The following is a 19,443-nucleotide window of genomic DNA, read 5'->3' as shown; positions in this document are numbered from 1 at the left end:
CAAACATGACCGCAGCAGTTGTATTCGATCTGGACGGAACGCTGGTGGACAGCCTGGGCGATCTGGCGGCGGCGGCCAACCGCACGCTGAACGACGTTGGGCATGATCCATTGGCGACGGATATCATCAAAGGATTCGTCGGCAACGGTTTACCCAAGCTGGTCGAACGCATGATCCGGCATTGCGGGCTGCCGCTGGATCGCCATGCGGAACTGACCCAACTGACCCTCAAACACTACAATTCCGCTGCAAGCGAAACGACCGTTCCCTACCCCGGCATCCCGGAGGCACTGGCCAAATTGCAGCAAATGGGATGCGTTCTAGGCGTCTGCACCAACAAACCCGAAACACCGGCGCGGCATGTGCTGGAGGCACTGAACCTGTCCCGGTTTTTCGACGCGGTTCTGGGTGGCGACAGCCTTTCGACGCGAAAACCGGATCCCAACCATCTGTTCGCAAGCTTCGATGCGCTTCAGGCGTCCGGCCCGCGTCTGTTCGTCGGCGACAGCGAAGTTGACGCGGAAACGGCTGCGCGTGCGAAGATCCCGTTTTTGCTGTTTACTGAAGGATACCGGAAGACGCCGGTCGCCGAAATTCCACACACCGTGGCCTATGGCGCATCACAAGATTTGCCCGCCTTCGTCGCCAAATTGATCAAAAGCTGACACCGGCAACGATCCGCATGACCACTGACCCCAACTGCCATGGACCCCAAAAGTTAAGAGGGGCCGGCCGAGGGGGTGTGACCAGCCCCTCATCGGGGAAAGTTAGTACCGTGTGTGTTTGTGTGGTAAGTACGGTAAAATATGTTTACCCCTGTTTGTCGCGGCGCGAAATTGGGGGTTTCCCGTAGTTCCCCAAGAAACGCGAATAATAAGGGATAAGTGGCGCTTTCCCGGCCCCGGTCATCTGCAAATTTTCGCATGCAAGACAGGCTTCCGGCCCGCAGCTTCACAGGGGTGATCTGCAGCCGATTGCAAGCCAAGGGTAACCCTAGGAAAACCTGCCAGAAATCACGCGACCCTGAAATTACCTGAACAGAAAGGTGCTCTGTCAATTGACCGCATGAACCCGCCGGTTCAGATCCCGGACAGCCTGTCAAATGCGTGTTTGTGATACTCAAAACCAAACGATTTGCGTCAAACGCTACTGAATTCCGCGTCTCAACGCGACATTCTCTGCCGATTCCGACGACCCCGACTGCGCCTTCCGAATCTCCCCTATACCTGTCACGCGACGCTCATTCGGTTTTGGCAGCCTTCTGCGCGGCAGATGCTTGCGGGGTTGCGTTCAGGATATCAGACAGTCGGGCACCAACACCCTTTTCATCAGAACCCGGTGTATCTGCCGGCCGTTTTCACAGCACCCTGCCGCGCCGGAAAACCGGTTATTGGTAATTCTTCGCCTTGGACATTTTGCCGATACCGGGATTGAACGAGTTGGTCGGGTCGCAGCATTTGTAATGTGCCGCCAGGTCGGGCTTGGCCTTGTAAAGGTGCCCCACGTTATGTTCAGCGGGGTATTCCGCGCCGCGTTCGTCAAACAGTTTCAACATTGCGGCCTTCAGAGCTTTTGGGTCAGCTCCTTTTTTGACTATGTAGTCCTGATGCATCACCTGGCACATGAAGTGCCCGTAATAGAGTTTGTGAACCAACTGGTCTTCGATCTCAGGCGGCAGCTTCTCCAGCCAGTCCTGGTCGTTGCGGCGCAGTGCGACGTCCAGTGCGATGATATCTTCGACGTCGTCCGAATGGATCGCCATGTAACGCACCGCCGCGCCCGCCGCCGCAAACCGATGAAGGCCTGCGATTCTGGCCTCGCGCGCATCACATTCGAAAAATCCGCCATCCCGGCCACTCAGAAATCGCGGCAACCACTCAGCGGCCTCGGATACACCTTCATCCTTCATTTTCAGGATAAGGTGATGTTCGTATTTGTCGCGAAAATCCGTCATACGTTTGGGCAGGACACGTGGCCACAAAGCTATAGCTGCCTGCATGAAACGATCAGTGAAATTTCGCAAAAACGGAATGCGCCGCAGGCGTGCATCCACGGCGCCTTTCATCGCAAAGAACATCGGCAGACGGTCCGTGCCAAGCTTGTCGATCATCACGACCGTGTCCTTGCCATAGCGTGCTGCAATATCGAACGCTTCGCGATGCATGTATTCGGCCGAAACCGGCAGCGATTTGAACTCTGACAATATGTGGCGCCGCAGGTCCGCCAGATCGTCGGGATTGTTGGTGCCCACATAGAACACCTTCTCAACCTCGTTCTTGGGAAAGGTGTCAAGGCGCACCGCAAAAACGGCCAGCTTCCCGGCCGAGCCCGAAGATTCGAAAAGCCTGGCCTTGTCCGCATTGAACCGCGCAGGCGTTTGCGCATTCACGTCCCGCACGATCTGTGCGTAGTCGCTGGCCGATGCGCGTTTGTTGGTTGCCCCGGGATTGCGTTCGAACCTGCCTGCATCGAGGTTTGCAAGGATCTCTTCCGGCGTGCTGCCCAGATCGATGCCCAGATGGTTGACCAGTTCCAATTCACCCTGTTCGGTGATTTGCGCATAGACGGAAAGTTCCGTGTAAACCGGACCGCGCTCTACCAGAGAACCGCCGGAATTGTTGCATACCCCACCCACGATCGACGCGCCGATGCAGGACGAACCGATCACCGAATGCGGCTCGCGTCCGAACGGGGCCAGCAGTTTTTCCAGCGCAAAAAGCGTGGCGCCCGGAAAGCTGACGATCTGCTCTGCGTCGTTCAAGGGCACCAGAGTATCCATCCGGCGCGTGTTGATCAGAACCACGTCACGGTCATAGGTGCCGGACGGCGTAGACCCTTCGGTCAGACCAGTATTGGCCGCCTGCATGATGACGATCTTGTCGGCTGCAACGCAGGCTTGCAGGATCTTCCATTGCTCCAGCAGGGTCCCCGGCTGAACGACGCACAGCGCCTCACCCTCGCCCGAGCGGAAACCGCGCCGAAAGCGCTCTGTCGCGCGCGCTCCGATCAGCACGTGACGCGTACCGACGATAGAGCGGAAATGTTTGATCAACGCGTCATTGGTCATATCGGCCCCCGTTTCGGGTTAGGGATTGCGGAAACGAATATTCTCGCGGCTGAGCTGGCCAACACTGGTGACACCCATCAGCTTCATGTCGCGCTCGATCTCGGCACGCATCAGCCCAAGGGCCCGTTCGACCCCAGCCTGCCCCGCGGCAGCCAGAGGATACAGGTAGTGCCGCCCGATACCCACCGCTTTGGCCCCGATCGACAGCGCCTTGAGCACATGGGTGCCACGCTGAATGCCGCTGTCCATCATCACGTCCAGTTTGTCGCCGACGGCATCGACAATCTCGGCCAGTTGATCGAACGGCGTGCGCGATCCGTCCAATTGTCGGCCACCGTGGTTCGACAGGATGATGCCGGTACAACCGATCTCAGCCGCGCGTTTGGCATCTTCGACGGTCATGATCCCCTTCAGGCAGAACTGACCATCCCAGTCGCGCACCATCTGCGCCACGTCATCCCAGTTCATCGACGGGTCGAGCATGTCGGTGAAATACCCGCCGATCGAGCTGGCCCCACCGCCCATATCCACATGTTCCTCAAGCTGAGGCAGCCGAAATTTTTCATGAGTGACATAGTTGATCCCCCACATCGGCTTGATCGCGAACTGGATCATGCCGCCCAGCGTCAAGCGGAACGGGATCGAGAACCCCGTGCGCAGATCACGCTCGCGGTTGCCGCCGGTGATGCTGTCGACGGTCAGCATCATGACCTCAACACCCGCCTCTTTGGCGCGCTGCATCATGGCGGCGTTCAACCCGCGATCCTTGTGAAAGTAGAATTGATAGACCTGCGGGTTTTTGTGTTTTTGGCGCAGCTCCTCCAGCGAGACGGTTCCCAGAGAGGAAACTCCGAACATGGTGCCGTATTTCTCGGCCGCCGCCGCGACCGCGCGCTCACCCTGATGGTGGAACAGGCGCTGCAACGCGGTGGGTGAGCAATAGACCGGCATGTCCAGTTTCTGCCCCATCACCGTGACGGACATGTCCACGTCCGAAACCCCGCGCAGGACCGAAGGCAACAGATCGCAGCGGTCGAACGCCTTGGTGTTTTCCCGATACGTCACCTCATCATCCGCGCCACCGTCGATATAGTTGAAGATCGGCCCCGGCAGCCGCTGTTTGGCCAGCCGCCGGAAGTCGTGGAAGTTATGACATTGGCTCAGACGCATCCGATAAGCTCCTTAATAGGCGACCGACGGCAACCAGGTGGCAAGGGTCGGCCACAGGAACACTAGCGCCAAACCGGTCAATTGCAGCAGGACAAATGGGATGATGCCCTTATAGATATGCGTCAGCTTGATCTCGGGCGGGCAAACACCTTTGAGATAGAACAAGGCAAAGCCAACGGGCGGCGTCAGGAAGCTGGTTTGCAGCGTCACAGCGACAAGGATCACGAACCAGACCAGCGCCGGTTCATCCAGTACGCCAAAGCCGGGGATGTCGATGCCCAGACCGTTCACGATGGGGCGCATCAGGGGCAGCACGATCAGCGTGATCTCGATCCAGTCCAGTACGAAGCCCAGCAGGAAGACGATGAACAGGATGAACAGAATTGTTCCGTTGGCACCAAAGCCGGTGGATTGCACCACATGTTCGATCAGTTCATCCCCGCCCAGTTCGCGCAGCACATAGGAAAATACAGTCGCACCGAGGAAGATCGCAAAGATATAGGCGGTGGTGTTGAAGGTCGACACCAGCACGTTCCACAGCTTGGCAAAGGTCAGCTTGCGATAGCCCAGCGCCAGCAAGGTCGCACCCAAGGCACCGATGCCGGACGCTTCGGTTGGTGTGGTCAGACCGGCAAAGATCGACCCCAGCACGGCAAGGATCAGCATCAGCGTAGGGATGACGGCGATGAGAACGTCCTTCACGGCTGCCCAGTCGGGGGCTTTCGCACCTTCGGGCACGGGAGCCGCGTCGCGTTTCACCAGAGCCAGAATGAAGATGTAGGTCAGGTACAAGGCGCCGATGATCACGCCCGGGAAAACCGCGGCCATGAACAGGTCTCCGACGGACAGCGCCATCTGGTCGGCCATGATCACCAACATGATTGAGGGTGGGATCAGAATGCCCAATGTCCCCGAGGCCGAAACCACGCCCGCAGCCAGCGTCGGCTGGTATTTCTGCTGCATCATCGACGGCAGCGACAGCACGCCTAGCAGTACAACCGAGGCACCAATGATGCCGGTCGAAGCCGCCAGAATGATCCCGATCAGGGTCACGGTGATGGCCAGTCCTCCGCGCACCGTCCCGAACAGGCGCTGCATCGAGGACATCAGACGCTCGGCCACTCCGGATTCGTCCAGCATCAGCCCCATGAAGATGAACATCGGCAGGGCAACCAGAACCGCGTTGGACATGGTCGCGTAGACCCGGTTCACCACCGCGCCAAGCGTCAGATAATCAAGCCCGGTAAAGGTGCTTTCCAACCCGGTCCACAGCATCAGATCGTTGTCGAACAGATAGGCCAGACCGCAATAGGCGACGCCGACACCGGCCAGCACCCACGCCACCGGGTAACCGGTGAACAAAAGCGCGATAAAGGTCAGGAACATCGCGATGACCAGCTTTTCCTCGGTTGTTTCGACCAGGAAGGTCAGGCCAACACAGACGGCTGCGAATACCGCCAGCACCAGAAGAACACGGCGCAGCGGCGCGCCTTCACGTTCCGAGGCCGGCCCGTAGATCAGCGCGTGCCCGTCATGGATCAACCGTGCCAACGCGGCCAGCGCCAACAGTACAAAGCTGATCGGAATGACCGCCTTGAAAGCCCAACGCGCAGGCAGGCCGGTTGGGCTGTCCGAGCGTTCGTTGACGCGGAAGCTTTCGTAGAAATAATCATAGCCCTGATCGACCATCAGATAGATGAACGGGGTCAGCAGGGTCAGGATGCCGATCACCTCGATGATCCGCTGCGCGCGGCGCGAAAGCTGCATATGCAGGACGTCCACACGCACATGGCTGTCGGTGATCAAGGCATACGAGATGCCGATCATCGTGACGATTCCATAGAAATGCCACTGGATCTCATCCAGTTTCGGGTAGTTCTGGCTGAACAGGTAGCGCAACGAGACCTGTGCGAAGATCGCGCCCATCAGCAGGACATTGGCCCACATGACGACATGACCCACAGCCTTGACCCCGGCGTCGATCGTGACGGCGATTTTCTGGCGGTCGGACTCGGGGTGTTCCAGGATGCCTTCATAGGCTTCGACTGGATCGTTGAGGTTCTTTTGGGTGGTCATGGTCATTCCTCGCTCAGCAACCCGGAATACGGGCAGTGAAAAGTTAGAAAGTCCGAAGATCGAAAAGCAGAGGCCGGAGCGGCGGATCGGGCCGCCCCGGCAACGTCAGTGAGGGAGAGTTTACTGACGTGGGAGGAAGGCGTTCGTCTTCCAGAGGTTATAGCCGTCACGGAATTCGTTCATGTCGGCCAGAACCTTGGCAAAGAAGGCATCATTGGCGGCCTCTTCTGCGGCAACCTCTTCCCAGGTCGCGCGGAAGGTATCCAACATCTCGGGCGACCACTGCTTGATGGTGACGCCGTTGTTTTCAACGTTGTCGATCAGGGCCGCGTGCTGGATGGCTTCGCCTTCGGCAAAGCTGTCCGCCATCGAAGCCTTGCAGGCGCTTTCGATGATTGCCTTGTGCTGATCGCTGGTTTCGTTCCAGACGTCCTTGTTGATCAGCAGTTCAAACACGGTCGCCTGCTGATGCCAGCCGGGGAAATAGTTGAACTTGACCAGCTTGTGGAAGCCCAGACGCGCGTCGATGGCAGGCATCGAAAACTCGGTCGCGTCAATCGCGCCTTTTTCCAATGCGGGGAAGATCTCACCACCTGGCAGTAGCGAGGTCGCTACACCCAGTTTCTGCATCACCTTGCCGCCCAGACCAAAGAAACGCATCTTCAGCCCGTTCAGGTCTTCGGGCGAATTGATCTCGGACGCGAACCAGCCCGAGGTTTCCGGCGCGATGATGGCGCAGGGCAGTACTTTTACGTTGTAACCGGCCTGATCATACATCTCCTGATACAGGGTCATGCCGTTGCCATAATACAGCCAAGCCATGTATTCGCCCGCCTCGGGGCCGAACGGCACGGCCGAGAACAGCGGCGCAGCCGGGATTTTACCGGCCCAGTAACCAGCCGTGGTGTAGCCCGAGTTGATCTTGCCGGTGGACACGGCGTCCAGAATTTCGAAGGGCGGCACCAGTTTTCCCGGCTCGTACACCTTCATCTTCATCGTGCCGCCGGACATCAGTTCCAGCTGATCAGCCACACGTGGAATAGGTGAACCCAGGCCCGGCAGTTCGGTCGAAAAGGCAATCGGTGTTTTCAGCAGCAGCTTGTCCGCCGCAACTGCGGGTGCCGCCAGCAGGCTGGCGGCCACGGCCAGGCTTGTCAGGGTCTTCTTCATGAAATCTCCTCCAGGTTTGGTCGGGTTTTCTCCGATCAGTGGCGCAGGCTCTTCCAGCGCCGCTCCGGTGGTAAACTAACTTTACCAACTCAAACCAGTCAATAACTTTGTTTACCACTGGGCTAACCGAAACTGGAAGCTCGCCTTCGACAAGCCCTGCAAAATCCCGATGCGACTGCCTCAAAAAGCCAACAGATTCTCCAAAAATCATTCTTAAACAGACACGTAATTCACGTCCGGGAAGAACAGCCTCGCGCTTGAAATCTGAACGGATATGGTTATCTTTGTTTACCAGTTATTCTGGTTATTATAGCGTCACACGGGGCAGCATCTCATGAACACCACGGCGATTTTTGAACCGGTTGGACACGAATCGCTGGCTGATGCGGTGGTTTCACAGGTCGAGGACCTGATCGCTTCGGGCATCCTGAAGCAGGGCCGGAAACTGCCCTCCGAGCGTGATCTGGCCGAGATGTTGCGCGTGTCGCGCCCGAAGCTGCGCGAAGCCCTTCAGGTGCTGGAAGAACGCGGTCTGGTCACAACGCAACACGGTGAGGGAACATTCGTCGCAGCCCTGACCGGACAAGCCATGATGCCCGCGCTTCTTGCTTTGTACGAACGCCACGAGCCGGCTTTCTTCGACTATCTTGAGTATCGTCGTGAGCAGGAAGGTTTCGCGGCCCGGCTTGCCGCACGTCGCGCCACCAAGGCAGACAAGGAACGGATTTCCGAGATCCTTGATGAAAACGAGCGTGCCTGGCAAGAGCAGGACGCCAAGGCTTCGCAAGAGGCGGACTTTGCGCTGCATTCCGCGATTGTGGATGCCAGCCAGAACGCGACCCTGATCCACATGATGGCGTCGATCTACGAACTCACCCGCAAGGGCGTTTTCTACAATCGTGACTTCCTGCGCACGATTGACGGGACCGGCGAAAAGCTGCTGCAACAACATCTCGAACTTGGTCGCGCGGTGATCGAAGGGGATGAAAAGCGGGCCGAAAAAGCGGCAAAGGATCACATCGACTTTGTTGAAGAATCTTTCAAACTCGGGATCGAGCAGCGGCGACGCGAAGCCATGGCCGAAAAGCGCCGGATACTGTCACGCTGACGGCTTTGTCACCCATTTGCCCTTCTGATTGCGGTGCCCCAGTCCCCGAGGTGGCCGCGAAAGGCACCTGTTTGGCGATTTGCGACCGGTTTCCAAACTTGCCCGATCCGGCTGTCAGATATCTTCTCCGGGCGGCTCCAGAAGGCCGCCTGGCTCCAACAAGGCCCGCTCGGACAGCCACGGGTTGAGCTCAAGCGCCTCGGACAGTGCTGAACGCGCGTCTTCCAAACGTCTCAACCCCATCAGGGACAAAGCCCGCCCACTTAGCGCACCGATATGGTTTGGCGACATTTCGATCGTGACATTCAGGTCGCGCAATGCCGCGTCAAAATCCTGCCTCAGGTAGTTTACAAAAGCCCGCTGATTGTAGCCTTCGGCGTAATCCGGGCAATATTCGACAAGTTGGTTGAAATCGTCCAATGCGCCCGACAAATCCCACGCCTCTCGTCGCGCCATTCCACGATCCAGCAGGGTCTGCGATCGGGCATCCGGCGCGTCTGTCCAAAGTTCCCACATTTTATTCGAGATGACCCGGGCGTCGCTTTGCGATTGCGCCTTTTGGACCTGCTTGATCAGCGCATCCACACCTTCGATATGATCCGGAGCCGCGGGGCATGTCTCGGCCATGGCCGAGCATGAACACGCGATCAGTAGAAACGTTGCAGCACAGGTTCGCATCACGGAACAAGGGTGGACCATAATTCCACCGCGTCAAGGCTGATGTTCAAAACCGCCCAGCATACCGGTTTCCTTCACGGCCTCCATCGCAACAAAAGTTGAAGTATTGGCGACATGCGGCAGAGACGAAATCTTCTCGGCCAATACACGGCGATATTCCGACATCGTGGCGGTGCGCACTTTCAGAAGATAGTCAAAATTGGACGCGATCATATGCGCCTGCTCGACCTCGGCGGTTTTGCGGACGGCTGCGTTGAACTCGGCCAGCGCCTTTTCGCGGGTATCGGTCAAACGCACCTCGACAAACGCGACGTGATCCAGGCCCAGCCGGATCGGATCCAGCATCGCCCGATAGCCCTGGATCACTCCGCTCGCCTCAAGCCGTTTGAGCCGCGCTTGCGTCGGAGATTTCGACAGCCCGATCTCGCGCGCAAGATCGGCCACCGATATACGGCCGTCCTCGGCCAGAATCCTTAGAATCGAGCGGTCAAACCGATCAAGATCAGGAAAACTCATTTGAACTGTCCGCTGCTAAAAATTCAGATCATCCTCCTTCAAATATATCAAACTCAGTCCGTTGTCCTGATTTTTCCGCATTATATTATCGCAAAGACCGGAGGACATATGTCACACAGCCTGCGCACCCTCATCGATACTTCCACCTATGCCGATCAGTCGGCAGTTCTTGAGACACTGATCTCTCAGGCCAGCCTGACGGACACGGATCGCAGCGCCATCGGCGCCGCGGCTGCGCAGCTTGTGCGCGATATCCGGTCCAGCACCTCTCCGGGGTTGATGGAGGTGTTTCTGGCCGAATATGGCCTGTCCACCGACGAAGGCATCGCCCTGATGTGCCTGGCCGAGGCGTTGCTGCGTGTGCCGGATGCCGACACAATTGATGCGCTGATCGAAGACAAGATCGCGCCCTCCGATTGGGGCAAGCATCTGGGGCAATCCTCGTCCTCGCTGGTGAACGCCTCGACATGGGCACTGATGTTGACCGGAAAGGTGCTGGACGAGGGCAAGGCGTCTCCGGTCGGGGCGCTGCGCGGTGCGATCAAGCGGTTGGGCGAGCCGGTGATCCGCACTGCCGTGGCACGCGCGATGAAAGAGATGGGCCGGCAGTTCGTTCTGGGGGAAACCATTCAGTCCGCCATGGACCGCGCACGCGGGATGGAGGAGAAGGGCTATACCTATTCCTACGACATGCTGGGCGAAGCGGCCCGAACCGAAGCGGACGCGGCGCGCTATCACCTGTCCTATTCCCGCGCCATCTCGGCCATTGCCGAGGCCTGCACCCATGACGATATCCGCGCCAACCCGGGCATTTCGGTAAAACTGTCCGCCCTGCACCCCCGTTATGAGCTGGCACAGGAACAGCGTGTGATGGACGAGCTGGTGCCGCGGCTGCGGGCACTGGCTCTGCTGGCCAAGGCGGCCGGAATGGGCCTGAACGTCGATGCAGAAGAGGCGGATCGCCTGTCGCTGTCGTTGCAGGTGATAGAGGCGGTGATGTCCGACCCGGCCCTTGCCGGCTGGCACGGGTTTGGCATCGTGGTTCAGGCCTATGGCCCGCGCGCAGGGCTGGTACTGGATACGCTGTATGGCATGGCCGAACGTCACGATCGCCAGATTATGGTGCGATTGGTCAAAGGCGCCTATTGGGATACCGAGATCAAACGCGCGCAGGTCGAAGGTGTGGATGGCTTTCCCGTCTTCACGCACAAGGCGGCAACCGACATCTCCTATATCGCCAATGCACGCAAACTGCTGGGCATGACCGATCGGATCTATCCGCAATTTGCCACGCACAACGCGCACACGGTCAGCGCCATCCTTCACATGGCCAAGGATCAACCGTTCGAGTTCCAGCGCCTGCACGGCATGGGCGAGACCTTGCATCAGATCGTGATGGACAAGCAGAACACCCGGTGCCGCATCTATGCACCGGTGGGGGCGCATCGCGACTTGCTGGCTTATCTGGTTCGGCGCTTGTTGGAGAACGGCGCGAATTCATCCTTCGTCAACCAGATTGTGGACGAAGATGTGCCACCGGAAGTGGTCGCCGCCGATCCGTTTGTTGCGGTCCGGACCCCTCCGCCCGCACTGCCGACCGGGCCGGAATTGTTCCAGCCTGAAAGACCGAATTCCAAGGGTTTTGACCTGCATCACACACCAACCCTGGATCAGATTGATGCGGCACGGGATCAGTTCCGCGCCCATCATTGGTATGCGCAACCCTTGCTGGCCGATGCGGCTAAACCCGATGCGGATGAGCCGGTGATCAATCCGGCACGGCCTCAGGACAAGCCCGGCGCGGTGGCCCCAGCCAGCGCGGCGGATGTGGAAATGGCATTGGCCTCGGCCAACCCCTGGGATGCCCCCGCTGCCGAACGCGCCCGCATCCTCAATGCCGCAGCCGATCTTTACGAAGTGCATTATGGTGAGTTGTTTGCCCTGCTGGCGCGTGAGGCCGGGAAGTCGCTGCCCGATGCGGTGGCCGAACTGCGCGAGGCGGTGGATTTCCTGCGTTACTATGCAGCCAACATCCCCGATGCCGAACCCGCGGGGATTTTCACCTGCATCAGCCCGTGGAACTTCCCGCTGGCGATTTTCTCTGGGCAGATCTCTGCTGCGCTGGCAACCGGAAACGCGGTTCTGGCCAAGCCTGCGCCCCAGACGCCCCTGATCGCACATCGTGCCATTCAGCTTATGCACGAGGCGGGGGTACCACGCGATGTGCTGCAACTGTTGCCGGGGGGGCCTGCCGTGGGTGCGGCGCTGACGTCGGATCCGCGCATCTCGGGCGTGGCCTTCACTGGGTCAACAGACACCGCGCTGAGAATCCGTGCGGCGATGGCCGGATCCATGCGCCCCGGTACGCCGCTGATCGCGGAAACCGGCGGTCTGAATGCGATGATCGTCGACAGCACCGCCCTTCCCGAACAAGCCGTGCAATCGATCATCGAAAGCGCCTTTCAGTCGGCGGGCCAGCGCTGTTCCGCCCTGCGCTGCCTGTATTTGCAGGAAGACATCGCCGATGACGTTCTGACCATGCTCAAAGGGGCGATGGATGCGCTGTCGGTCGACGACCCCTGGCTTTTGTCGACGGATTGCGGACCGGTGATCGACGAACAGGCCCGTCAGGGCATCGCCGAACATGTGACCAAGGCGCGCAACAAAGGGCGGGTGTTGAAGGAGCTTCCGTTGCCGCCCGAAGGCATCTTTGTTGCTCCGACGCTGATCGAGATCCCCGGCATCGCCGCGCTGGAACGCGAGGTGTTCGGCCCGGTGCTGCACGTCGCCCGGTTCAAATCGCAAGAGATCGACAAGATCATCGCCGATATCAACGCCACCGGATACGGCCTGACCTTCGGCCTGCACACCCGCATAGACGACCGCGTGCAGCATGTGACCGAGGCGATCCATGCGGGCAACATCTATGTAAACCGCAACCAGATCGGCGCCATCGTCGGGTCTCAGCCCTTTGGTGGCGAAGGATTGTCAGGCACCGGCCCCAAGGCGGGTGGGCCGAACTACATGATCCGGTTCTGCGCACCCGACCGTCAAAGCACGGCGGATACCTGGGGCGCCGTGGCTGATCTGCCTGCTGCACAAGGTCAACCTGTGCCGGTCAAAACCCGGTCCCTGCCCGGCCCGACCGGTGAATCGAACCGCCTGAGCGTGTATCCCCGTCCGCCTCTTCTTTGCTTGGGACCCGGAGAGGCCGCAGCGCGTGCGCAGGCCGATGCTGTATCTGCGCTGGGTGGCACCGCCATTCAGGCGACCGGGATGCTTGACCTGCACCGGTTGGAAAACCTGACCGGCATTTCGGGCGTGTTGTGGTGGGGAGACGAGGAAACAGCGGGGCAGATCGAACACCATCTGGCGCGCCGCGACGGCCCGATTCTGCCGCTTATTCCCGGCAAGCCCGACCGCGCGCGTGTTCTGGGTGAACGCCATGTCTGCGTGGACACGACCGCGGCGGGTGGAAACGCCGTGTTGTTGGGAGGTGCGGCATAAGCTTGCCTTGACGCTGGGCGCACAAAAGCCCAGCGTCAAGGCATGTTTCCGATCCGCGACCATAACCCTTCGGGGCGCACACCTTATGTTGTCTATGCCTTGCTGGCGGCCAATATCCTGATCTTCCTCAGCTATGTGGGGATCATGAATGATGGGCCACGGATCGGCAGGCTGTTTTTCGACTACGCCATTATTCCGGCGCGGGTCAGCGACGGGTTCGGGCTGGAAACCCTGGTGACATCCATGTTCCTGCACGGGGGGTGGATGCACTTGGCCGGCAACATGCTGTTTCTGTGGATCTTCGGTGACAATCTGGAAGACGAGATGGGCCATCTGCCCTTCCTGCTGTTTTACATGGCGGCAGGAATCGGCGCGGGCCTGATTCACGTCATCACCGGGCCCGAATCCCAAGTTCCCACTGTTGGGGCCTCGGGCGCGATTGCGGGCGTGATGGGCGGGTATCTGCTGCTGTTCCCGAAAGCACGGGTGGATATCCTGCTGATCCTGATCGTCTATTTCAGGGTCTTTACCATCCCCGCCTTCATCATGCTGGGCGTCTGGCTGGCGATACAGTTCTTTGGCAGTGTCACCAGCAATCCGGACGAAGGCGGCATCGCCTATTGGGCCCATACCGGGGGATTTGCCGTTGGCCTGATCCTGTGCATCCCGCTGTGGCTGAGACGCGGCGGAATTCAGTTCTGGGATCGCACCCACGGACATCCGCCCCACCCGGAAGCGAGGTACAAGCTGTCACAATCCCGCATTCCGCGCGTTCCGCGCCGCTAAAGCCGGTTCAAAGGGCGCCTAGCCCCGGATCACCTTGGCGAACTGATCGAAGATCGGTTCGTTCGAACAGATCACTTCACCATCTTCCAGCACGTTGCCTTCAGGGTTAAGCGCCTGCACGAAGCCGCCAGCCTCTTTGACGATGATCACACCGGCAGCCAGATCCCACGCATTCAGGCGGCGTTCCCAAAAGCCTTCGTACCGGCCTGCGGCCACATATGCCATATCCAGCGCGGCGGCGCCCCAACGACGCACACCGGCGCAGGCGGGCATCAGACGCGCCAGATCCTGCAAAGTCGCAGGCAGATCCGAGCGGCCACCAAAGGGCAGACCGGTCGCGAAGACCGATTCAATCATGCGATGACGACCCGACACGCGAATACGGGTGTCGTTCATCCAAGCGCCCTCACCTTTTTCAGCAAAGAACATCTCGTCCTTGGCGGCGTCATAGATCACGCCGGCAACGATCTTGCCCTTGTGTTCCAGTGCTATGGAAATCGCCCAATGCGGCAGGCCGTGCAGGAAATTGGTGGTGCCGTCCAGCGGATCGACGATCCAGCGGCGGGTCGGATCCTCACCATCGATGGAGCCGCCCTCTTCGGCCAGCCAGCCATAGGTCGGTCGTGCGCCCAGCAGCTCTTCTTTCAGGATGGCTTCGGCGGCGATGTCGGCCTTCGAGACGAAATCACCGGCGCCTTTCATCGACACCTGCAGATTCTCGACTTCACGGAAATCCTTGACCAAAGAACGCCCCGCCTTGCGCGCGGCCTTGATCATGATGTTGAGATTTGCGCTGCCAACCATTGTCAAAAGGCTCCTGTCCGGTCAAACCGCGCGTATACTGCCGCAATGCGCCCTTGCCAAGAGGAATGATGCGCATAACAGACCCGCAGGAAACGCCGTTACTGGGATTGCAGCTTGCGCGCTTCTTCCCGGGCCAGTTTCACCAGTTCCTGCACAAAGGGTTTCTCCAGATCTTCCGAACGGACCGCGGCATAGAGACGCCGTGTAATGCCCTCTTTCGTCAAGGGTCGGGTGACGTAGTCCGAGTTGTATTTGACCTCGCGCACGACCCAATCCGGCAGCACTGAAATGCCCCGGTTCGATGCCACCAGCAGAAGGATGACGGCGGTCAGTTCCACCTGCCGGATCGTGGCAGGCTCAACCCGCGCTGGGATCAACAGCTGGCTGAACACATCCAGACGCGTGCGTTCCACTGGATAGGTGATCAGGGTCTGGCCGCGAAAATCCTCGGCCTCGACATAGTCTTTCTTGGCCAGGGGATGGGTCGAAGCGGCCACAAACACCGCGTTATAATCAAAAAGTTCGACAAACTCGACACCCGGCAGGTCTTCGGGATCGGACGAGACCACCAGATCGACCTCTTCCTTCTGCAAGGCCGGAAGCGCGTCGAAGGCAAGACCAGGGCGGATATCGACATCCACGTCGCCCCAGGATTTCCTGAAGGATTCGAGCACCGGGAACAGCCATTCGAAACAAGCATGGCATTCGATGGCTATATGCATCCGCCCCGTGCGCCCGTCCCGCAGCGAAGAAAACTCATTCTGGGCGGCTTCGACCTGCGGCAGTATCTGCTCGGCCAGGCGCAAAAGCCGCAAACCGGCAGCCGACAGTTTCATGGGTTTGGAGCGGCGCAGAAACAGCTCGACCCCGGCCTGATCCTCCAACCCTTTGATTTGATGGCTCAATGCGGACTGGGTGATGTTCAACTGATCCGCAGCGCGGGCCAGCCCGCCGCATTCATGGATCGCCTTGATGGTGCGCAGGTGCCGGAATTCAATATGCATTTCAAACAGCATTCATGTTGTTGTTGAGTAATATGAGTTTGTTTCACAATGCATGCCATGGCACAAGAGGCTCAGTTGATCCAGTGAGGCCACGATGTCCAAACCTGAAATTTCCTTCGAGTTCTTTCCGCCCAAAACTCTGGAAGCCTCTTTCCGCCTTTGGGACACGGTCCAGACATTGGCCCCTTTGGATCCCCGTTTTGTTTCCGTCACCTACGGCGCTGGTGGCACGACGCGTGAACTGACGCGCGACGCGGTTTCGACCCTGCACAAGTCATCGGGCCTGAACGTGGCCGCTCATCTGACCTGTGTCGATGCTTCGCGGCAGGAAACGCTGGAGATTGCAGACACCTTTGCCCGCGCCGGCGTGCAGGACATCGTCGCCCTGCGCGGCGACCCGCCAAAGGGTCAGGACAAGTTTGTGCCGCACCCCGACGGGTTTTCCAGTTCTGTTGAACTGATCGAGGCACTGGCCGAAACCGAAATGTTCAGCATTCGTGTCGGGGCCTATCCCGACACCCACCCCGAGGCTGCAAACATGGCTGCGGATGTGGACTGGCTGAAGGCCAAGCTGGACGCAGGTGCAGACGAAGCGCTGACGCAGTTCTTCTTCGAAGCCGAAACCTTTTTCCGGTTCCGCGATGCTTGCGCCAAGGCCGGCATCGACAAACCGATCGTGCCGGGCATCCTGCCGATCGAGAACTGGGCAGGCGCCCGCAACTTCGCCAAGCGCTGTGGCACGCATATTCCCCAGTGGGTCGAACAGGCGTTTGAAAAAGCGGTGCGCGACGAGCGTGAGGATATGTTGGCCACGGCAATCTGCACAGAGCTGTGTTCAGACCTGATCGAAGGCGGCGTGGACAAGCTGCATTTCTATACCCTGAACCGTCCCGAATTGACGCGCGATGTCTGCTTTGCACTGGGCATTACACCGCGCGTTGAACTGGAAAACGTCGCCTGACTTTCAAAAAATCCAATGGTTCGCCCGGGTTACGTTTACGCCCGGGCGTTTGTCGTTTCGGAAGATGTGTACTGTTTCACAACCACGCCTATAAAACGGCGGCTTTGAGGGACAATTGAATCTCAACATCGCGATTGTTGTCACCAGCCCCGCAAATCATTCTTGAAAATTGACAAAACTATGACTGTGACCACACTGGTACTGTGTAGTTTGTAAAGAGTGTTTTGAGTATGGAACCTGTCGATAAAGTGCGGGCACGCGCGGATGCGTTGGCGGATCTGGGGTTGAGCCCCTGCGCCGGTTCCCAAGAGATCAGGGACGCATGGAGGCAGATCGCATTCCATTCACACCCCGATCACAAGGATGGGGACAGTTCCGGTTTTTCGCGCGCCAAGGCGGCTTATGATTTTCTGCGCAAAGAAGGTTTGGTTATGAAAGGTGGTGCCAGTTCCGGCCCTCCGCAACCGCGCCGACCCCGTTTGAAGAAGCGCATCATCGAACTTCCGCTGGAGGATATCGCCGCCTGCAAGGCGATGCTGAATCCCGACCAGAGGTTGCCGCAAATGCACGATGAAGCGGATGTTCAGGACAGATCTGATGCATGTGTCTCGGATCACGTTCCCGACGCGGTCGGGTGTTACGGGCGGCATCTGACCTATTTTGTCACCACGCCCGTGCATCATGGGGCAAATCGCGTGGCCTTGCCGACGACCGTCCTGACCAACGCGCGCCACACCGAGGCTGAAATTTTGAGCTTTCAGTCAAAAGATACCGGCGCCGGAGAAGTCATCATCCCCGATACGATCCGCGAACGGAAATTTCCGGGGGCCAAGAGTGTGCGGATCAGGTTTGATGCCGATCAGGATATTCGGGATCAATTCTGGCTTGCGGGGTAACGGCCTGAGCCCGGCTGGACCAGCCGGGCTTGGGTCTTTTGATGCCGGATCAGTTCGAAACCGGGCCTTCCGACGTGAATTTCGGGATCACATTGGTCGAAGCGTCGCTTGGTTCGATACCGGGCCAGTTTCCTTCGGCAAGATTGATATTGCCTGGAATGTCTTCCTCGAAAAATCCGACAACCACGTCGGTGATGTTGAGATACAGCTTGTCATCCACGATCCGCCACAGGTTTGGATTTGCAGGAACCTTGCCACCACGCGACACGCCGTAAGCGCAGTGCCCATCATATTGCGGCGCGTAGTATGCTGGGTTTTCAAGGAATTTGTCGCGGTTTTCCTCGGTCGCAAATGCCCAGGTCGCACCGTTGTACTCGGCGGTGATGTTGGCATTTCCGCGCACACCTTCGGGCTGCGACTGGCCCACAGGCATCTGATCCAGGCTGCGATAGGCAACGACATCATAACCCGAAACAGCAAAACCTGTGCCGTCGATATATTGAGGGCCGGCAAAAGCCGGAACCGCCAGAGCTATGGCCGCAGCGAGTGTCAATGCAAAGCGTTTCATGTCGTTCATCCTTTTCGGGTCAACTAAATCCGTGATGCCTTGCGGCAGGTCTGACAGGACAATATGCGATTCCCAAGCGGTGCGTAGTCCCCCTAACGCCGCTGTGACCCGACACGAGAAAACGTGAGAGTTTGGCGGCGGATTGTTACAGAATACGCCAGTTGAGTGGGGTTGGACTCGGCGGTTTGCAATATTAGCTGTATGGCAGCCCTGACATAGGCAAGAAAGGCAAGAGATGAGCGACCAATCCTCGTATACCCCTCCAGCGGTCTGGACCTGGGACAGTAAAAGTGGCGGACAATTCGCCAACATCAACCGACCGATCGCCGGAGCGACCCATGACAAGGACCTGCCGGTCGGACAGCATTCTCTTCAGCTTTACTCGCTCGCGACACCCAATGGCGTAAAAGTCACGGTGATGCTGGAAGAGCTGTTGGCACTTGGTCATGAAGGCGCTGAATACAACGCCTGGCTGATCAACATCGGAGAAGGCGATCAATTCAGCTCAGGCTTTGTCGAGGCCAACCCGAACTCGAAAATCCCCGCGCTTTGGGATCGGTCAGGTGACAAACCTGTTCGTGTTTTTGAAAGCGCCTCGATCCTGTTCCATCTGGCTGAAAAGTTCGGCGCGTTTCTGCCCGCATCCGGCCCCGAGCGGACCGAGGTGATGAACTGGGTGTTCTGGCAGATGGGCAGCGCGCCTTACCTGGGCGGTGGGTTCGGGCATTTCTACGCCTATGCACCCGAGAAATGGGAATACCCGATCAACCGTTTCGCCATGGAGACCAAGCGCCAACTGGATGTTCTGGATCGTGAACTGGCGGAAAAAACCTTCATCGCGGGCGAAGACTATTCGATCGCCGACATGGCGATTTGGCCCTGGTATGGCCAGTTGGTTCTGGGCCGCCTTTACAGCGCGGCAGAGTTCCTGGACGTGGAATCCTACAAGAACGTCATGCGATGGGCCAAGGCAATCGACGCGCGCCCGGCGGTTCAGCGCGGCCGCATGGTCAACCGCGCCTTTGGCGAGCCGCACACGCAGCTTCACGAACGCCACGACGCCAGCGATTTCGAAACCCGCACGCAGGACAAGCTGGAAGCGGCAGCGGAATAAACATATCCTAGGCGCTAT

Annotated in this window: 16 protein-coding genes; 7 read left to right on the top strand and 9 right to left on the bottom strand. The window is 58.8% G+C overall.

Features of this window, described 5'->3' with window-relative positions; all coding sequences use genetic code 11:
- The first annotated feature begins 5 nt into the window (after positions 1–5).
- Positions 6–665, top strand: coding sequence for a phosphoglycolate phosphatase (gph, locus tag ACR0LI_RS00885; RefSeq protein ID WP_480492105.1), 660 nt, complete (start codon positions 6–8; stop codon positions 663–665).
- Between the two features lie 722 nt (positions 666–1,387).
- Here gph and dld read toward each other — a convergent pair.
- From dld to ACR0LI_RS00865, 4 genes are all read right to left on the bottom strand, one after another.
- Positions 1,388–3,067 carry a D-lactate dehydrogenase gene (gene dld, locus ACR0LI_RS00880; RefSeq protein ID WP_480717849.1) on the bottom strand — a complete coding sequence of 560 codons (1,680 nt, stop codon included), beginning with the start codon at positions 3,065–3,067 and terminating at the stop codon, positions 1,388–1,390.
- Positions 3,068–3,085: 18 nt separating this feature from the next.
- Positions 3,086–4,237, bottom strand: coding sequence for an alpha-hydroxy acid oxidase (locus tag ACR0LI_RS00875; RefSeq protein ID WP_171118676.1), 1,152 nt, complete (start codon positions 4,235–4,237; stop codon positions 3,086–3,088).
- 12 nt (positions 4,238–4,249) lie between these two features.
- Entirely contained in the window at positions 4,250–6,313 is a 2,064-nt protein-coding gene (locus ACR0LI_RS00870; RefSeq protein ID WP_480492109.1) for a TRAP transporter large permease subunit, read from the bottom strand.
- Positions 6,314–6,433: 120 nt separating this feature from the next.
- The gene (locus ACR0LI_RS00865; RefSeq protein WP_171634294.1) at positions 6,434–7,483 is read right to left on the bottom strand and encodes a TRAP transporter substrate-binding protein; all 1,050 of its coding nucleotides are present in this window, start codon (positions 7,481–7,483) and stop codon (positions 6,434–6,436) included.
- 334 nt (positions 7,484–7,817) lie between these two features.
- Here ACR0LI_RS00865 and ACR0LI_RS00860 point away from each other — a divergent pair, with 334 nt between their 5' ends.
- Complete coding sequence (locus tag ACR0LI_RS00860; protein WP_152458933.1) at positions 7,818–8,591, top strand: FadR/GntR family transcriptional regulator; 774 nt, start codon at positions 7,818–7,820, stop codon at positions 8,589–8,591.
- Positions 8,592–8,705: 114 nt separating this feature from the next.
- On the opposite strand, the gene ACR0LI_RS00855 is transcribed toward ACR0LI_RS00860, so the two are convergent.
- Both ACR0LI_RS00855 and ACR0LI_RS00850 read right to left on the bottom strand, forming a co-directional pair.
- Complete coding sequence (locus ACR0LI_RS00855) at positions 8,706–9,269, bottom strand: tetratricopeptide repeat protein (RefSeq protein ID WP_171635143.1); 564 nt, start codon at positions 9,267–9,269, stop codon at positions 8,706–8,708.
- Between the two features lie 33 nt (positions 9,270–9,302).
- Positions 9,303–9,785: an Lrp/AsnC family transcriptional regulator gene (locus ACR0LI_RS00850; protein ID WP_171634300.1), complete on the bottom strand. Its 483-nt coding sequence runs from the start codon at positions 9,783–9,785 to the stop codon at positions 9,303–9,305.
- Between the two features lie 108 nt (positions 9,786–9,893).
- Here ACR0LI_RS00850 and putA point away from each other — a divergent pair, with 108 nt between their 5' ends.
- Positions 9,894–13,292 carry a bifunctional proline dehydrogenase/L-glutamate gamma-semialdehyde dehydrogenase PutA gene (gene putA / locus ACR0LI_RS00845; protein ID WP_480717848.1) on the top strand — a complete coding sequence of 1,133 codons (3,399 nt, stop codon included), beginning with the start codon at positions 9,894–9,896 and terminating at the stop codon, positions 13,290–13,292.
- A gap of 42 nt (positions 13,293–13,334) precedes the next feature.
- Complete coding sequence (locus ACR0LI_RS00840) at positions 13,335–14,078, top strand: rhomboid family intramembrane serine protease (protein WP_171634305.1); 744 nt, start codon at positions 13,335–13,337, stop codon at positions 14,076–14,078.
- Between the two features lie 18 nt (positions 14,079–14,096).
- Here the strand turns inward: ACR0LI_RS00840 and ACR0LI_RS00835 are convergent, their stop codons facing one another.
- Together ACR0LI_RS00835 and ACR0LI_RS00830 are read right to left on the bottom strand one after the other, a co-directional pair.
- Positions 14,097–14,882, bottom strand: coding sequence for an inositol monophosphatase family protein (locus tag ACR0LI_RS00835; RefSeq protein WP_171118687.1), 786 nt, complete (start codon positions 14,880–14,882; stop codon positions 14,097–14,099).
- 98 nt (positions 14,883–14,980) lie between these two features.
- Entirely contained in the window at positions 14,981–15,886 is a 906-nt protein-coding gene (locus tag ACR0LI_RS00830; protein WP_171723621.1) for a LysR family transcriptional regulator, read from the bottom strand.
- A gap of 94 nt (positions 15,887–15,980) precedes the next feature.
- Here ACR0LI_RS00830 and metF point away from each other — a divergent pair, with 94 nt between their 5' ends.
- Both metF and ACR0LI_RS00820 read left to right on the top strand, forming a co-directional pair.
- The gene (gene metF, locus ACR0LI_RS00825; RefSeq protein WP_480485524.1) at positions 15,981–16,847 is read left to right on the top strand and encodes a methylenetetrahydrofolate reductase [NAD(P)H]; all 867 of its coding nucleotides are present in this window, start codon (positions 15,981–15,983) and stop codon (positions 16,845–16,847) included.
- Positions 16,848–17,077: 230 nt separating this feature from the next.
- Entirely contained in the window at positions 17,078–17,743 is a 666-nt protein-coding gene (locus ACR0LI_RS00820) for a J domain-containing protein (RefSeq protein WP_171722775.1), read from the top strand.
- Between the two features lie 49 nt (positions 17,744–17,792).
- Here ACR0LI_RS00820 and ACR0LI_RS00815 read toward each other — a convergent pair whose 3' ends face one another.
- On the bottom strand, positions 17,793–18,311 hold the full coding sequence (locus ACR0LI_RS00815) for a YHS domain-containing (seleno)protein (protein WP_171634317.1): 519 nt from the start codon (positions 18,309–18,311) through the stop codon (positions 17,793–17,795).
- A gap of 235 nt (positions 18,312–18,546) precedes the next feature.
- Between ACR0LI_RS00815 and yghU the strand changes: the two genes are divergently transcribed.
- Positions 18,547–19,425, top strand: coding sequence for a glutathione-dependent disulfide-bond oxidoreductase (gene yghU / locus ACR0LI_RS00810; protein ID WP_480717847.1), 879 nt, complete (start codon positions 18,547–18,549; stop codon positions 19,423–19,425).
- Positions 19,426–19,443: the final 18 nt, after the last annotated feature.

Source organism: Ruegeria sp. CL7 (assembly GCF_056536445.1).
This window is presented reverse-complemented; position numbering and strand designations above follow the sequence as displayed.

Bases quoted from the DNA above. Each gene is read 5' to 3' on its own strand.
- gph (WP_480492105.1), top strand. From the start codon at position 6: ATGACCGCAGCAGTTGTATTCGATCTGGACGGAACGCTGGTGGACAGC.
- dld (WP_480717849.1), bottom strand. From the start codon at position 3,067: ATGACCAATGACGCGTTGATCAAACATTTCCGCTCTATCGTCGGTACG.
- ACR0LI_RS00875 (WP_171118676.1), bottom strand. From the start codon at position 4,237: ATGCGTCTGAGCCAATGTCATAACTTCCACGACTTCCGGCGGCTGGCC.
- ACR0LI_RS00870 (WP_480492109.1), bottom strand. From the start codon at position 6,313: ATGACCACCCAAAAGAACCTCAACGATCCAGTCGAAGCCTATGAAGGC.
- ACR0LI_RS00865 (WP_171634294.1), bottom strand. From the start codon at position 7,483: ATGAAGAAGACCCTGACAAGCCTGGCCGTGGCCGCCAGCCTGCTGGCG.
- ACR0LI_RS00860 (WP_152458933.1), top strand. From the start codon at position 7,818: ATGAACACCACGGCGATTTTTGAACCGGTTGGACACGAATCGCTGGCT.
- ACR0LI_RS00855 (WP_171635143.1), bottom strand. From the start codon at position 9,269: ATGCGAACCTGTGCTGCAACGTTTCTACTGATCGCGTGTTCATGCTCG.
- ACR0LI_RS00850 (WP_171634300.1), bottom strand. From the start codon at position 9,785: ATGAGTTTTCCTGATCTTGATCGGTTTGACCGCTCGATTCTAAGGATT.
- putA (WP_480717848.1), top strand. From the start codon at position 9,894: ATGTCACACAGCCTGCGCACCCTCATCGATACTTCCACCTATGCCGAT.
- ACR0LI_RS00840 (WP_171634305.1), top strand. From the start codon at position 13,335: ATGTTTCCGATCCGCGACCATAACCCTTCGGGGCGCACACCTTATGTT.
- ACR0LI_RS00835 (WP_171118687.1), bottom strand. From the start codon at position 14,882: ATGGTTGGCAGCGCAAATCTCAACATCATGATCAAGGCCGCGCGCAAG.
- ACR0LI_RS00830 (WP_171723621.1), bottom strand. From the start codon at position 15,886: ATGCATATTGAATTCCGGCACCTGCGCACCATCAAGGCGATCCATGAA.
- metF (WP_480485524.1), top strand. From the start codon at position 15,981: ATGTCCAAACCTGAAATTTCCTTCGAGTTCTTTCCGCCCAAAACTCTG.
- ACR0LI_RS00820 (WP_171722775.1), top strand. From the start codon at position 17,078: ATGGAACCTGTCGATAAAGTGCGGGCACGCGCGGATGCGTTGGCGGAT.
- ACR0LI_RS00815 (WP_171634317.1), bottom strand. From the start codon at position 18,311: ATGAAACGCTTTGCATTGACACTCGCTGCGGCCATAGCTCTGGCGGTT.
- yghU (WP_480717847.1), top strand. From the start codon at position 18,547: ATGAGCGACCAATCCTCGTATACCCCTCCAGCGGTCTGGACCTGGGAC.